The organism is Paenibacillus sp. FSL W7-1287, assembly GCF_038004245.1.
GTDB lineage: Bacteria > Bacillota > Bacilli > Paenibacillales > Paenibacillaceae > Pristimantibacillus > Pristimantibacillus camelliae.
The window spans coordinates 2572735-2587607 of sequence record NZ_JBBORD010000001.1; the positions used below are offsets into that span (position 1 = coordinate 2572735).

Consider the following 14873-nt stretch of genomic DNA (forward strand, 5'->3'; position numbering starts at 1 on the left):
ATCAACTCCTAGCAAAATTCGCAATTAGCTGCTGCTGAACTTCCTCCAGCGTTACCTTTTCATTTGTTCGCTGTTTTGTAAACGAGTTAATCAGATCGATATATTGAATCGCCATATCAATTTGTTGATTAGATCCTTGCTGATATGCACCGATATTGATTAGATCCTCTGAATCACGATATATGGCAAGTAACCTTTTCAGCTCATTTGCAGCATCCAGCTGTTCTTCAGTGACGATCTCGTTCATTACACGACTGACAGACGATAGAACATCTATCGCTGGATAATGACCCTTATGTGCTAAAGCCCTGCTTAGTACGATATGACCATCTAATATACCTCGAACGGCATCCGCGATTGGCTCATTCATATCATCACCATCAACGAGGACGGTGTAAAAGGCTGTAATTGATCCCTTTTTTCCTGTACCAGCTCTCTCAAGCAGCTTCGGCAATGCAGCAAACACCGAAGGTGTATAACCTCTTGTCGCTGGAGGCTCTCCAATGGCCAGACCAACCTCACGCATCGCCATCGCATAACGCGTTACAGAATCCATCATGAGCATGACATTTAATCCGCGGTCTCTAAAGTACTCTGCAATAGAAGTCGCAATCATTGCACCCTTCATACGAATTAGCGCTGGCTGATCTGAAGTCGCTACGACTACAACAGATCTAGCAAGACCCTCTGGTCCTAGATCCTTTTCAATAAATTCAAGCACCTCACGTCCACGTTCTCCGATCAGTGCGATGACATTAACATCAGCCGTCGTATTTCTAGCGATCATCCCTAGTAGTGTACTTTTCCCTACTCCAGATCCAGCGAATATACCAACACGTTGGCCTTCACCAACGGTAAGCAATCCATCGATCGCTCGTACACCTGTCCCAAGCGGTTTGGTGACTCGTGGTCTTGCAAGAGGGTTATTCGGTGTGTTATGGGTTGAATAATTCGGCATTCTGCTTGGGAGAAAGCTGCCATCCAGCGGATTTCCCAGTCCATCAAGCACTTTACCAAGCAACTCAGAGCCCACTTGAACCGTTAATGGTTTTCCTGTACCGACAACGTCACAGCCTGGGCTGATGGAATGCAGATCTCCTAGCGGCATTAAAATAACTTTATTTTCACGAAAGCCTACAACCTCTGCCTTAAGCGGCTTCGAAGATTTTGTAGGATAGATATAACAGAGGTCACCAATACTTGCATCTGGTCCTTGCGACTCGACAGTCAACCCAATAACCTGTGTTACTTTCCCATTAATACGTACGGGATCGACATTTTTCAGATGCTCTCGGTATTTGTCGACTTCTAAATTAAGCTTGGTCATTGGCTTGACCTCTTTCCTCTACACTTTGATGAGCAATGTTGAGCAATTCACGCTTAATCTCTGATAATTGTGTATCGATCCGAGCATCAATACTACCGAATTTGGAACGAATGACACAGCCATGATCCTTTACGGTTGTATCAGGTATAATCACTAGCTCAGCCTGTGAATCTATCGTTGCATCCAGTTCTTCACGCGCTCCTTGAATGAACGATAGTGACGATGGTGCAACACATAGAATGATTTCACCTTGCTCTCGTCTACGGGAAAGTGTACGTGTAATAATATCTAGTACCATGTCAGGCTCTAAGGAAAGCTGTTTATCGATTACTTTTTCTGCGATTGAACAGCTTAATTCAACGATAAACGGCTCTGCTTCTTGAATAATCTGCTCACGCGTTCGATAGGCTTCCTTAAGAATAGAAGCAGCTTCTGACAAGTTATGCTCCCATTCCTGCTCAACCTTCACATGAGCCTCTTCAAGCCCTTGTTGATAACCAGCCTCAAAGCCTTCCTTTTTATGCTTTTCTTGCAGCTCAGCATCCTCATTACGTTTCTCTAGCCACCACACATCAATCTGCTGCTCAGTATCTTGCAGCATCTTTTCACATTCAGCTGCAGCTTCCTTTATGCGTGCCTCAGCAGCTGCCATCGCATCGGCAATAATTTGCTCTTTAAGCGAAATCGTTGCTTCATCCGGCTGTTCTACCTCGGACACTTCTTCAGCATTCTCAGTAAAATTTGGCTGTTGAGTAACATATTGATTGTTGACGCGCAACTTTTTAAGCTCTTCAAGCGTCATAACATGTGAGGACTTGATTAGATTAGACAATAATATCATCTCCTCCGCCACGTGCGATGATGATTTCACCAGACTCTTCTAGTCGTCTTATAATTGCAACGATTCGAGTCTGAGCTTCTTCTACATCACGCAAGCGTACAGGTCCCATAAATTCCATTTCTTCTTGGAATGTTTCTGACATGCGCTTTGACATATTACGGAATATCGCTTCACGAACCTCTTCACTTGACACCTTAAGCGCAAGCTGAAGATCCGCATTTTCAACATCACGTATAATACGTTGAATGGAGCGGTTATCAATGCTAACAATATCCTCAAAGACAAACATACGCTTCTTGATATCTTCAGCGAGCTCAGGATCTTGAATTTCTAATGCATCGAGAATTGTACGCTCTGTACCACGGTCAACACCATTTAGTATTTGTACGATAGAATCGATGCCACCTGCATTGGTGTAATCCTGAGTAACGGTCGATGAAAGTTTTTGCTCCAGTATGTGCTCAATTTGAGTAATGACCTCTGGAGAAGTACTATCCATGAGCGCAATTCTTTTAGCTACATCAGCCTGCTTATCCTGAGGCAAGGAGGACAGTATCGTCGCTGCTTGCTCAGCCTGCAGATATGATAGAACAAGGGCTATCGTTTGTGTGTTTTCATTCTGAATAAAGTTAAGGATCTGTGCAGGATCAGCCTTACGCGCAAAGTCGAAAGGTCTAACCTGCAACGTCGCAGTAAGTCTAGTTAAAACTTCTTTTGCCTTATCTTCACCAAGTGCTTTATCAAGAATTTCTTTCGCATAGGCAATACCGCCTTGCGAGATAAACTCTTGTGCCATACATATTTGATGGAACTCTTGTAATATAAAATCACGATCATTGCTGTCGACTTTACGTACGTTCGCGATTTCAAGCGTAAGCTGTTCAATCTCATCGTCACGTAAATGCTTAAATATTTGTGCGGATACTTCAGGTCCAAGCGTAATCAGTAAGATCGCTGCCTTTTGACGTCCTGATAATCCTTGTGCCAGTTTAGACATTACAGCACCTCTATTCATCTACTAGCCAGGTACGAAGCAAGTTGACAAATTCGTCAGGTTTGCGTTTGGCAAGTTGTTCAAGATTTTTGCGAGCTTGATTATCATTTTGCAGATTTTCAAGATCAATTGTTTCATAGGCAGGTCGTTCAGGAATATCTTCAACAACCATCTCATCTTCAAGAGCTTGAGCTTTACGGCGACGAAGCAATACAACAATTAATGCAATAATCGCTGCTAAAGCTAGTGCAGACAAGCCAATAATCCAAGCCATCGGAATTCCAGCTTCCTGAGCAACAGCAGTTTCTTCATCGAAGTTACGAGCTATTAACGTCACCTTTTGCTGAAGGTTTTCATCACTTGTTAGGTCTTGGCCTGAATTAGCCAATTGACTACGTACAAAGCTTGCTAAGTAATTCGTAATCGCAGCTTGATCTGCATCACTTGCTAGCTCTGAAGCCTCAAAGCCGACACTGATCGAAAGATCCTTTACGACATACGCTTGCGATTCAATAATGTTATTAATACGATTTACATCATAGTTTCGAATGGTAGAGTTACTTTCGGATTCACTCTGGTCTCCATTTGATCCAGTTTGATAGGTCGGGATATCAGTTTCTCCTGTCCCGACAACGCCACTTGAGGCTTGTGAATTCGTACTGGAGCTTGATTCTAACTGTTCACTGATAATAATTCCATTATTGTTATTATTTTCTAGTGGCAACACAAGACTTTCCTGGCTTGATTTCTTATCGAAGTTCAAGCTACTAGAAATACTAACTACAATTTTATCAACGCCATAAATTTGACTTAAATATTGTTGAATCTGATTTTTAATCTCTTGCTCATATTTTCGTTGTATGTTAAATTGCGTCTCAATAACGTTAGTTCCGCCATTGATTAAGTCGCTCGCTTCAGAAGAAATCAATTCTCCTAGCTGCTGACTTGAAATCGTAATATCCTGTGTATCGATATTACCAACCGCTGCTTTTATCAAATTATAGTAGCCATCGATGTCCTTTTGCGAAGGTCGATATCCGCTCGTAAAGGTTAGGACTACAGCAGCAGAAGGCTTGTTTAGTTCCTCAGTCGTTAAAAACACACTTTCCTCTGGCATTGTAATGAGCACTTTAGAGCTTTCAATGCCATTCAAGTTATTTAACAGCTTCTGAACCTCACCATTAATGGCGCTTTGTTTTTTCACGTTGAACTCATTTTCTGTCGTCCCAAGTGAGCTTGTCCCTATTCCAAATGTTTCAGCGAAGCCTAGCGATCCATTTTGGATTAAACCCTGAGATCCCACATCGATCTGAACTCGGGCAGCATCTTTCGCTGGAATAGAAATTTCTGATCCAGTAGCATTTAGCTTATATGGAATTCCCGCAGCATCCAAATGATTAATTACAGCTGCTGAATCCATCGTATCCAAATTTTTGAAAGCAACCTCATATTCAGTTCTTGTAAAAATAATTGTCATTAATACGATTGCTACAATCAGTCCAATACTCGATGCACTTAACCATATTTTCTGCTTATTACTCATTTGCTGAAAACTGGTTTTCACTTTGTTAACATATTGGGCTACTCTTTCGTTCACGTCTTCACCTCATCCGCGTTCTATGCAGGTAACAAGTCATCCTAGATTTGGATTCTCATTATTTCTTGATACGCTGCCACAACTTTATTGCGAATCTCTGAGGTTAGTTGCAAACTTAATTGAGATTGACTTGCTGCAATCAGTACTTCAGTAGCATCCACTTGACCCGCTAAGTATAAATCATTCTTTTTATGAACGTCTGCTTCTAATGCAGAAACGTCATTTAGTGCGTTATTCAAATATTCTCCAAATGATTTAGTTATTTCTGATGTTGTTGGTGATTTTTCAGTTTGATTTACATTAATTGTTTTCAGAGCATTGATAGCTTTAGTTGACACATGCTCGATCATTTAGTGACTCAATCCTCTCCGTATTTTATTTCCCCAACTCCAATGCCTTTACAAACATAGATTTGGTAGCATTCAGTGCTGTTACATTCGATTCATAAGCCCGAACAGCTGCAATCATATCAACCATTTCTGTCGCGATATCAACGTTAGGCATATGTACATAACCATCCGCATTCGCATCGGGATGCGATGGATTATATACCAACTTCGTTGGTGAGGAGTCTTCCATTATTTTAGCTACGCTGACTCCCTTTAATTTATTTGATTCAGCTTTCCCATCTAACGCCTTATTAAATAGCTGAGAAAATGATTGCTCATTTGAATTCATCACGACAAGCTTACGTTTATATGGGACATATTCCCCATTTACAAAATCTGCTCTAGTCGTTTCAGCATTTGCGATATTTGATGAAATAACATCCATACGCATTCTATTCGCTGTTAACGCGGAAGCACTAATATCAAAACCATTCGTAATCTTCATGTATTCTTACCTCCTGAACCTATTTCGCTCCTGTAATTGCGATTCTCATCATCGAAAATTCGTGATTCAGCTGTTGAACATATAGGTTGTAATTTAATTGGTTTTTAGCTAGTAATGCCATTTCTGCATCTAAATCGACATTATTCTTCGTTGTGCTGTTCATTGATGTCGATTGATCTGTAACAAGCTTAGCAGTTGGCAAGCCTAAATTACCATTACCAATGGAGATATGCTTTTCATGGGTAAGATTACCTTGGATTTTTTCGTTCGATTTACCCATTTGTTGGGCAATTAAGTCCTCAAAAACTAATTCGGAGCGCTTAAAATTAGGTGTTTCAGCATTTGCTATGTTGTTGGATATCACACGTTGCCTAGCTTCAGCAGTAAAAAGGGCAGATTCCATACGCTGAAAAGAAGCGTTATTGACAAGTTTCACTAAGTTTCACCACTCTCTTTCATACTTGCTAATAGGAATTATTCAACACTAATCCACAAAATCCTTTATTTTTATACAGAAACATTAAAAAAATATAATAATACGTCGAAACATATAACTACATTTTCTTTAATTCCAGCTAATTACACAATAAGAAAAAAGCCCTAACTTCTACAAGAGTTAGGACTTTTTAACCACGACAATTTTTTCCTTTTTATTAAGCTTTATTCTTCTCAAGCTCTTGAAGTAACTGATGATTAAGTATTTTAATGTATGTGCCTTTCATGCCTAGAGACCTCGTCTCAATTACCCCTGCGCTTTCCAGCTTTCTAAGAGCATTTACGATGACAGAGCGTGTAATTCCTACTCGGTCAGCGATTTTTGAGGCAACTAACAAGCCTTCCTTACCTTCAAGTTCCTCAAAAATATGTTCGACAGCCTCAAGTTCACTATAGGACAACGAGCCAATTGCAACAGATACTACCGCTCGGCTTCGCGCCTCTTGCTCAACCTCTTCTGTTCTTTCCCTTAAAATTTCCATTCCGACTATAGTACTACCGTACTCTGCCAGCACTAAATCGTCATCAGTCAAGCTTTCTGTTTGGCGCATGAGGAGTAGGGAGCCTAATCGATCACCACCACCCATAATTGGTACTATTGCCATAGTTTCCATCACGCCTAATCTACTAATGATGTCTGACTGCATCGCGGATGGAGTTAAATTTATGTTTGTTTCATCAATACGTAGCATCATATTGTTCATCTCGTTCGAGAAACGCAGTTCCTCTGTCTGTAAAGAACGTAAATAGTCATGTGCATGGACATCTAGTGCTGCGCACCCTAATATTTTGCCGCGACGACTTATAACAAACACATTTGCTAATATAGTGGAGCTTAATACTTCTGCCATTTCTCTAAAGCTAACCGGCTTGCCTGCAGCTCGCTGCAACAGTCGATTTAATGTTCTTGTTTTGCTCAATAGACTCATTACGAAGTGCCTCCTAAAACTGTTCCTGCTACAATATATATTGACTTAGATCTCGATCTTTAGCAATACCTCCCAGTTTAGCTTTTACGTATTCAGGAGTAATCGTCATATGCTCCAGCGTAAGCTCAGGGGCTTCAAAGGAAAGATCCTCAAGCAGCTTCTCGAGAATTGTATGCAAACGTCTTGCTCCAATGTTTTCCATATTACGATTGACCTCAGCAGCAATGGATGCAAGCTCTCTAATCGCTTCCTCAGAAAATTCAACGGTTATACCTTCTGTTTCAAGTAACGCCGTATACTGCTTCGTCAGTGCATTTTGCGGCTCTGTTAAAATACTTACAAAGTCATCCTCAGAAAGAGATGTAAGTTCAACACGAATTGGAAAGCGCCCTTGAAGCTCAGGTATAAGATCAGACGGCTTAGCAATGTGGAAGGCACCTGCCGCTACAAAAAGTATGTAGTCGGTTTTAACAGGGCCATACTTCGTTATAACCGTCGAGCCTTCGACAATTGGTAAAATGTCTCGCTGTACACCCTCACGCGACACATCCGGTCCTGAGCCGCGAGAAGGGGCAGCGATTTTATCAATCTCATCGATGAATATGATACCGCTTTGCTCAGCGCGTACAACGGATTCAGTAATAACTTCATCCATATCAATTAATTTATTCGCTTCCTGCTGAGTAAGCACTTTTCTTGCTTCCTTCACAGGCAGACTTCTCTTTCTAGGCTTTTTAGGCATCAATGACCCCAGCAGGTCCTGCATGTTCATTCCCATGCTATCCATGCCTTGGCCGCCAGCAAGCATATCCATCATAGATGGCGAGTTATCCTCTACTTCGATTTGTACCTTTTCATTTTCTAGCTTTCCTGCTGCTAAATCTTCACGGACCTTAGCTCTTCGCTCTTGTAGTCCTTGATCTACGGTGGAGTCCTTTTCATCATCTTGCTCTGACTGCATGTTGCCAAACAGCATTTCAAATGGGTTTTTATTCGACTTCTGCTTTGCCTGTGCTGGTGCTAGCAAATCAACGATGCGCTCATTTGCAAGCTTTTCAGCTTCGTCCTGCACATAGACGACCTTCTCAGCTTTAACCATCCGAATAGCAGTCTCAACGAGGTCTCTAACCATGGACTCTACGTCACGACCAACGTAGCCGACTTCCGTAAATTTTGTTGCTTCAACCTTAACGAATGGTGCTTTCACCAGCTTTGCTAGACGTCTAGCAATTTCTGTTTTACCGACACCTGTTGGACCGATCATAAGAATATTTTTAGGAACGATCTCATCACGTAAGCTTTCATCAAGATTACTTCTACGATAGCGATTGCGCAGCGCAACAGCTACAGAACGTTTTGCTTCTTTTTGACCTACAATATATTTATCAAGCTCTGCAACGATTTCTCGCGGTGTTAATGCCTTGTTATTCATACACATCGCCCCACTTTCGATAAGATCAGATTTCTTCCACTATAATGTTATGGTTCGTATATACACAAATTTCTGCAGCAATTTCTAGCGCACCTCTTGCCATATCCTTTGCTTCCAGATCTGTTGCATGACGCTTCAAAGCACGTGCAGCTGCAAGCGCAAAGCTTCCTCCAGAACCAATGGCGATCACATCATCATCTGGCTCGATAATTTCTCCGTTTCCAGATATAAGCAGCATGCCTGACTTATCCATTACGATCATCATCGCTTCAAGCTTACGGAGTACACGATCGGAGCGCCACTCCTTAGCCAGCTCAACAGCAGCCCGTTGTAGGTTACCATGATGCTCTTCTAGCTTCGCTTCGAATTTTTCAAATAAAGTAATGGCGTCTGCTACTGATCCTGCAAATCCAGCGACAACCTGTCCACGATATAAGCGCCGAACCTTTTTTGCTGTTCCTTTCATAACCATTGAGTTTCCAAAGGTTACCTGTCCATCGCCGGCAATCGCTCCCTTGCCGTTATGTCTGACTGCACAAATTGTTGTGGCGTGAAATTGCATCTCCATCGTTCGTTTTCCCTCCTAATTAGTTGTTATCTTCAATAAGTACACTATAACGAGATAACAAATTATACATGTTGCTGTTTAAATTTCTCGATTTGCGCCAATGCTCGATTAGCAATAGCTTCATTTTTTTCCTTCTTATTTCGAATTTTATTCTCAAGAGGTGGAAAAAGACCGAAGTTTGCGTTCATCGGCTGAAAATGTTTAAAGTCAGCGGTTGTAATATAACGTGCCATGCTGCCTAGTGTTGTTTCCTGAGGTAGTTCAACTAACTCTTCACCTTTCGCGAGCTTAGCGGCGTTGATGCCTGCGATCAATCCTGATGCTGCAGATTCAACATAGCCTTCTACCCCAGTCATCTGGCCAGCAAAAAATAAGTTCTCACGTTTCTTTGTTTGATAAGTCGCCTTTAATAGGCTTGGCGAGTTAATGAACGTGTTGCGGTGCATAACACCGTAGCGAACAAACTCTGCGTTTTCAAGCCCAGGAATCATCTGAAATACTCTTTTCTGCTCTCCCCACTTCAAATGCGTTTGGAAGCCTACCATATTATATAGCGTCCCAGCAGCATTATCCTGTCTTAACTGAATCACAGCGTGAGGAATTTTGCCTGTGTGCGGATTAACAAGACCAACTGGCTTCATAGGTCCGAACAGTATCGTTTGTTTCCCGCGAGTAGCCATTACCTCAATCGGCATACAGCCCTCGAAGTAAATTTCTTTTTCGAATTCTTTTAGCTGCGCCACCTCTGCAGTAATTAATGCATCGTAAAATGCATTGAATTCCTCTTCTGTCATCGGACAGTTCAAATAAGCGGCTTCGCCTTTATCGTAGCGTGAAGCTAAGTATACTTTGCTCATATCGATAGAATCTTTTTCGATTATCGGTGCTGCTGCATCATAAAAGTAAAAATATTCTTCACCAAGTAGGCCTTTAATCTCATTAGATAATGCTTCCGCAGTCAGTGGACCCGTTGCAATGACGACGATGCCATCCTCAGGTATTTTAGTAACTTCTTCATTTCTAACTTCAATTAACGGATGATTGCGCAGGCGGTTAGTCACTTCAGCTGAAAAGCCTTCACGATCTACTGCTAGTGCACCGCCAGCTGGAACCGCATGCTGATCTGCACTGCTAATAATAATTGAATCAAGAATACGCATTTCTTCCTTAAGTACGCCGACCGCATTCGTCAGCCCGTTTGCTCTTAAGCTATTACTGCATACAAGCTCAGCAAATTGATTGGTGTGATGTGCTGGCGTTTTTGTTACTGGTCTCATTTCGTAGAGTACGACCTCTACCCCTTGATTTGCGATTTGCCATGCTGCTTCACTGCCTGCTAAACCCGCTCCAATGACGGTAACCTTTTGTTTATTCAATGACTTCCATCTCCTCATCTGACTTTACGCATAGAAAGACAATATCCTCCCAGGTAGGGAGGATGATTCGTCGTTTTAGCTGTTATTAATCCTCGTGCTCTTCCACGATTTCTTCCGTAAAATCGCAGCCTGTACATTGTAATCTTGCGCCGTTGCGATTACGTTTTTCTACTAATGTCTGATCACAATTCGGACATTTTCTGTTCGTAGGCTTATCCCATGACACATAATCGCATTCAGGATACGTATCGCAGCCATAAAAAATTCTACCTTTTTTGCTACGACGCTCTACAATATGTCCTTTGTTACATTTCGGACACACAACGCCAATCTCTTTTACGATCGGTTTTGTATTCCGGCAATCTGGAAAGCCTGAGCAAGCAAGAAATCTTCCAAATCTCCCCATTTTGTAGACAAGAGGCTTGCCACACTTTTCACAAAGCTCATCAGACACTTCGTCTTGAATTTCGATTTCCTTCATTTCTTCTTCAGCAACCTGAAGTCGCTTTTCAAAGGTTTCGTAAAAATCACTCAATACTTTAACCCAGTCCTCTGTTCCTTCTTCTACATGGTCTAGATTATCTTCCATATTTGCTGTGAATTCTACATTTAGAATTTCCGGGAAAAACTCTTCCATTAATTGATTAATTAATTCTCCGAGCTCAGTAGGGAAAAACTTTTTCTCTTCAAGCGCAACATAGCCACGCTTCTGTACCGTCTCTAGCGTTGGAGCATACGTACTTGGTCTGCCTATTCCAAGCTCCTCAAGTGCTCTAACTAGCCTTGCTTCTGTATAGCGCGGTGGCGGCTGAGTGAAATGCTGCTTCGGATCAATATCTGCAGGCGATAGCTTCTCATCTTTTTCTAATGCTGGTAAGAAGGTGTATTCCTCAACAGTCCCATCATCATTACCTTCTACATAGACCTTCATGAAGCCGGCAAATTTAATTTTAGAGCCTGTAGAGCGGAAGGTTGCCTCTCCAACTTTAAAATCTACAGTCATTGTATCCAGTACAGCTGAAGACATTTGACTGGAAGCAAAACGGTCCCAAATTAATTTGTATAGACGGAACTGATCACGAGATAAGAAGGGCTTCATCGTTTCAGGGTCGCGATAAATAGAAGTTGGTCGAATCGCTTCATGCGCGTCTTGTGCACCGCTGTTCTTCTTCGTATATTGTCTAGCTTCTGCCGGAATATAGTCTGCACCATACTTCTCAGTCACATAGGTTCGAGCTTCTTCTTGTGCTACAGGTGAAATACGCGTCGAGTCCGTTCTCATATAAGTAATTAGACCGACTGTACCCTCCTTGCCAAGCTCAACCCCTTCATAGAGCTGCTGCGCTACCGACATCGTCTTCGACGCTCTGAATCCAAGCTTTCTTGCTGCTTCCTGCTGCAGCGAGCTCGTAATAAATGGTGGAGAGGGATGACGAAGTCTTTCTTTCTCCTTCACCTCTGCTACCGTAAAGCTTTCATTCTTTATGAAGCTTAATACTTCATTGACTTCGGCTTCATTGTTTAATTCTTTTTTCTTTCCATTTAAACCGTAGAACTTTGCATCGAATGATTGACCGCGATGCTCCAGCTTCGCCGTAATGGACCAATATTCCTCCGGTACGAACGCATCGATTTCATTTTCACGATCAATGATGAGCTTCACGGTAACAGACTGCACACGTCCAGCTGACAAGCCCTTTTTTACTTTCTTCCATAATAGAGGACTTATTTTATAACCGACGAAGCGGTCAAGTATACGTCTTGCTTGTTGAGCATTTACAAGATCCATATTTATTTGTCTAGGTGTCTTGAATGCTTCCTTTACTGCTTGCTTTGTAATTTCATTAAATACGACGCGACACGGCTCTGTACCATCAACCTCAAGATAATGAGCAAGATGCCATGCAATCGCTTCTCCTTCGCGATCGGGGTCGGCCGCTAGATAAACACGTTTAACTTTTTTACTTGCATCCTTTAGTTCTTTAAGTATCGACCCTTTCCCGCGGATCGTTATATACTTTGGACTAAAATTATTTTCCACATCAACACCAAATTGACTTTTAGGTAAATCACGTATATGTCCCATGGACGCTTTCACAATATATTTGCTACCTAAATATTTACCAATCGTTTTGGCTTTGGCGGGTGATTCTACTATTACTAACGAATCTGCCATTCGAGGTGCCTCCTCTTGAAACAAGTTACAATGCGTGATATATCGATCCAGGCTGTAGCTCTATGATTTGTTTTATACATAAATTTAGCAGAAGAACATTCAAATGTCCAAACGGGATTAATGTGTGTTCATGAATTTCGTTTATCGAGCGGGGCTGTTCTGTAATAAATGTATAGATCATTTGTTCTTCATCAGATAATATAAGATTCTGTTGTCGAACGCCCTGTTCTTCATTCAAGGAATTTTCATTACGGTTCACATTCTCGTTCAACCATGGTAGCTCTTCAAACAGCTGCTGTGAGGACAATAGCATTCTAGCATATCCTTTCTCAATAAGAAAGTTTGGTCCTTCACTTTTATTAGAAAAAATCGAGCCTGGTACTGCAAATAATTCTCGGTCCATATCCATTGCATGTCTAGCTGTAATCATGGAACCACTTTTTTTCTCACCTTCAATAATGATCGTTGCACAGCTTAAGCCAGCAATTATTCGATTGCGTTGATGAAACTGTCCTGGATGTATAGGAGAGCTTAACATGCTCTCAGATAGAAGCAGCCCTTCACTTGCTAGCTGCTCATATAATGCGTAATTGTTTGCTGGATAGCATTGATTAATCGCGCTAGGCAGCACTGCAATTGTACTCGCGTGGTGCACGGCAGCGTGCTTATGAGCAATCGTATCAATACCGTTGGCGAAGCCACTTATGATGGAGATGCCTGCTTCTGCGAACTGTTCACTAAACTGCTTCGTACATCGTATGCCATAGGAAGTCGGATATCTAGTACCAACAATCGCAATAGCATCACGCTTCAGCAGCTCTAACCGCCCTTTTACAAATATAACCCATGGCGGCTGCGCAATATGCTTTAACCGCTCAGGATAATGATCATCCCAGATTGAGATGGAGTGAAAAGGCTGCTTGGCTTCTCTTTCGAGCAATTCATCGATACTAGGCTGAACATAGTCTAGTTGAAATTGACAGAGACGCTGAGCATGCTTCTTCTGGAAGCCAAGCTCCTGAAGCTGCTCCTCTGACCAATGATTAGACATTAATATAGCGTGCTTCAGCATACGTTCTACACTGTGCCAGCCTATTCCTTCAAGCTTCATAAGCTCAATAACATAGTGCTTTAACTGTAGTTTATCCATGGATTCACCCTCATAAGGAGCAAATCTTGCAAACACCTCTTCATTGTGCCTTATTTATATTAGTAATTGCAAGTATTGCTCTAGAATTAGATTAAATTTTCTAACAAATTAGACAAATAGATAAAAAAGAAGCCTTATCTCCGTTAACAGAGATAAGGCTTCTTGCCTATCATACCCTATACATTTACTTAACCGTTCTTACTTTATCAAGCATGCCTTTTTCTTCAAGCAGGCTCACAAGCGTAGATCCCATCTCGGATGGAGTTGGAGCAACGCGTACACCACATGCTTCTAATGTAGCGATCTTTTCGGCTGCTGTTCCTTTTCCGCCTGAGATGATCGCTCCAGCATGACCCATACGTTTCCCTGGAGGTGCAGTAGCGCCACCAATGAAGCCTACAACTGGCTTCGTCATATTCGCTTTGATCCATTCTGCTGCTTCTTCCTCGGCAGTACCACCGATTTCACCGATCATAATAACTGCATGCGTATCAGGATCTTCATTGAAGCGATGCAGAATATCGATGAACTCAGAGCCTTTAACCGGGTCACCGCCAATACCAACAGCAGTTGATTGACCGATGCCGCGTGTCGTAAGCTGATGAACCGCTTCATACGTCAATGTACCAGAGCGAGAAACAACCCCAACATGACCTGGTGTATGAATGTAGCCTGGCATAATACCAATCTTACATTCGCCTGGCGTAATGACACCTGGACAGTTAGGTCCAATTAGAATAGAGCTTTTGCCTTCCATATAGCGCTTAACCTTTACCATATCAAGCACAGGAATGCCTTCTGTAATACAAATAACAAGCTCAATGCCTGCGTCAACCGCTTCAATAATTGCTTCCGCAGCAAATGCTGGTGGAACGTAAATAACTGAAGCTGTTGCACCTGTTGCTTGAACCGCTTGATCCACTGTATTGAATACAGGCAAGGAAACAACGGAGCCATCCTCAAGTGTAATTTCAACATTGGTACCGCCTTTACCTGGTGTTACGCCGCCCACCATTTGCGTACCGTAATCAAGGGCGCCCTTGGCATGGAATAATCCCGTCGCGCCAGTAATTCCTTGTGTAATTACTTTTGTATCACGATTTACTAAAATTGCCACTTAACCCACATCCTCTGAATGTTTTCGTGTTTAAGCT

Annotated in this window: 14 protein-coding genes; all 14 read right to left on the bottom strand. The window is 42.0% G+C overall.

The annotated features are described in order from the left end of the window. Window position 1: 1 nt before the first annotated feature. The gene (fliI, locus tag NSQ99_RS11765; RefSeq protein WP_251665482.1) at window positions 2-1327 is read right to left on the bottom strand and encodes a flagellar protein export ATPase FliI; all 1326 of its coding nucleotides are present in this window, start codon (window positions 1325-1327) and stop codon (window positions 2-4) included. Next, window positions 1314-2159 carry a FliH/SctL family protein gene (locus NSQ99_RS11770; RefSeq protein ID WP_251665483.1) on the bottom strand — a complete coding sequence of 282 codons (846 nt, stop codon included), beginning with the start codon at window positions 2157-2159 and terminating at the stop codon, window positions 1314-1316. The genes fliI and NSQ99_RS11770 overlap by 14 nt, the downstream gene beginning before the upstream one ends. After that, complete coding sequence (gene fliG / locus NSQ99_RS11775; RefSeq protein WP_251665484.1) at window positions 2152-3165, bottom strand: flagellar motor switch protein FliG; 1014 nt, start codon at window positions 3163-3165, stop codon at window positions 2152-2154. Before fliG ends, NSQ99_RS11770 begins: the two co-directional genes overlap by 8 nt. Window positions 3166-3175: 10 nt before the next feature. Next, on the bottom strand, window positions 3176-4759 hold the full coding sequence (fliF, locus tag NSQ99_RS11780) for a flagellar basal-body MS-ring/collar protein FliF (protein ID WP_251665485.1): 1584 nt from the start codon (window positions 4757-4759) through the stop codon (window positions 3176-3178). A 41-nt stretch (window positions 4760-4800) separates the two neighbouring features. Continuing rightward, complete coding sequence (gene fliE, locus NSQ99_RS11785) at window positions 4801-5109, bottom strand: flagellar hook-basal body complex protein FliE (protein ID WP_340836754.1); 309 nt, start codon at window positions 5107-5109, stop codon at window positions 4801-4803. Window positions 5110-5134: 25 nt separating this feature from the next. After that, a complete protein-coding gene (gene flgC, locus NSQ99_RS11790; protein WP_340836756.1) occupies window positions 5135-5593 on the bottom strand; it encodes a flagellar basal body rod protein FlgC in 459 nt (152 codons plus the stop codon). Window positions 5594-5612: 19 nt separating this feature from the next. Further along, window positions 5613-6029 (bottom strand): flagellar basal body rod protein FlgB, encoded by a 417-nt coding sequence (gene flgB, locus NSQ99_RS11795; RefSeq protein ID WP_340836757.1) that lies wholly within the window; start codon window positions 6027-6029, stop codon window positions 5613-5615. Window positions 6030-6246: 217 nt separating this feature from the next. Further along, entirely contained in the window at window positions 6247-7017 is a 771-nt protein-coding gene (gene codY, locus NSQ99_RS11800) for a GTP-sensing pleiotropic transcriptional regulator CodY (RefSeq protein WP_340836758.1), read from the bottom strand. A 28-nt stretch (window positions 7018-7045) separates the two neighbouring features. Further along, entirely contained in the window at window positions 7046-8449 is a 1404-nt protein-coding gene (hslU, locus tag NSQ99_RS11805; RefSeq protein WP_340836760.1) for an ATP-dependent protease ATPase subunit HslU, read from the bottom strand. Window positions 8450-8474: 25 nt separating this feature from the next. Further along, window positions 8475-9017 carry an ATP-dependent protease subunit HslV gene (gene hslV, locus NSQ99_RS11810; RefSeq protein WP_340836761.1) on the bottom strand — a complete coding sequence of 181 codons (543 nt, stop codon included), beginning with the start codon at window positions 9015-9017 and terminating at the stop codon, window positions 8475-8477. Between the two features lie 62 nt (window positions 9018-9079). Further along, on the bottom strand, window positions 9080-10411 hold the full coding sequence (trmFO, locus tag NSQ99_RS11815; RefSeq protein ID WP_340836763.1) for an FADH(2)-oxidizing methylenetetrahydrofolate--tRNA-(uracil(54)-C(5))-methyltransferase TrmFO: 1332 nt from the start codon (window positions 10409-10411) through the stop codon (window positions 9080-9082). Between the two features lie 67 nt (window positions 10412-10478). Continuing rightward, a complete protein-coding gene (gene topA, locus NSQ99_RS11820) occupies window positions 10479-12569 on the bottom strand; it encodes a type I DNA topoisomerase (protein ID WP_251665493.1) in 2091 nt (696 codons plus the stop codon). Window positions 12570-12594: 25 nt separating this feature from the next. Next, window positions 12595-13719, bottom strand: a complete 1125-nt coding sequence (gene dprA, locus NSQ99_RS11825) for a DNA-processing protein DprA (RefSeq protein WP_340836765.1) — start codon at window positions 13717-13719, stop codon at window positions 12595-12597. A gap of 184 nt (window positions 13720-13903) precedes the next feature. After that, window positions 13904-14836: a succinate--CoA ligase subunit alpha gene (sucD, locus tag NSQ99_RS11830; RefSeq protein ID WP_340836766.1), complete on the bottom strand. Its 933-nt coding sequence runs from the start codon at window positions 14834-14836 to the stop codon at window positions 13904-13906. Window positions 14837-14873: the final 37 nt, after the last annotated feature.

What these genes read in the sequence shown, in the direction of transcription:
- codY (WP_340836758.1), bottom strand. Translation starts at nt 7,017, where the DNA reads ATGAGTCTATTGAGCAAAACAAGAACATTAAATCGACTGTTGCAGCGA.
- topA (WP_251665493.1), bottom strand. Translation starts at nt 12,569, where the DNA reads ATGGCAGATTCGTTAGTAATAGTAGAATCACCCGCCAAAGCCAAAACG.
- fliG (WP_251665484.1), bottom strand. Translation starts at nt 3,165, where the DNA reads ATGTCTAAACTGGCACAAGGATTATCAGGACGTCAAAAGGCAGCGATC.
- hslU (WP_340836760.1), bottom strand. Translation starts at nt 8,449, where the DNA reads ATGAATAACAAGGCATTAACACCGCGAGAAATCGTTGCAGAGCTTGAT.
- flgC (WP_340836756.1), bottom strand. Translation starts at nt 5,593, where the DNA reads ATGAAGATTACGAATGGTTTTGATATTAGTGCTTCCGCGTTAACAGCG.
- fliI (WP_251665482.1), bottom strand. Translation starts at nt 1,327, where the DNA reads ATGACCAAGCTTAATTTAGAAGTCGACAAATACCGAGAGCATCTGAAA.
- dprA (WP_340836765.1), bottom strand. Translation starts at nt 13,719, where the DNA reads ATGGATAAACTACAGTTAAAGCACTATGTTATTGAGCTTATGAAGCTT.
- trmFO (WP_340836763.1), bottom strand. Translation starts at nt 10,411, where the DNA reads ATGAGGAGATGGAAGTCATTGAATAAACAAAAGGTTACCGTCATTGGA.
- fliE (WP_340836754.1), bottom strand. Translation starts at nt 5,109, where the DNA reads ATGATCGAGCATGTGTCAACTAAAGCTATCAATGCTCTGAAAACAATT.
- hslV (WP_340836761.1), bottom strand. Translation starts at nt 9,017, where the DNA reads ATGGAGATGCAATTTCACGCCACAACAATTTGTGCAGTCAGACATAAC.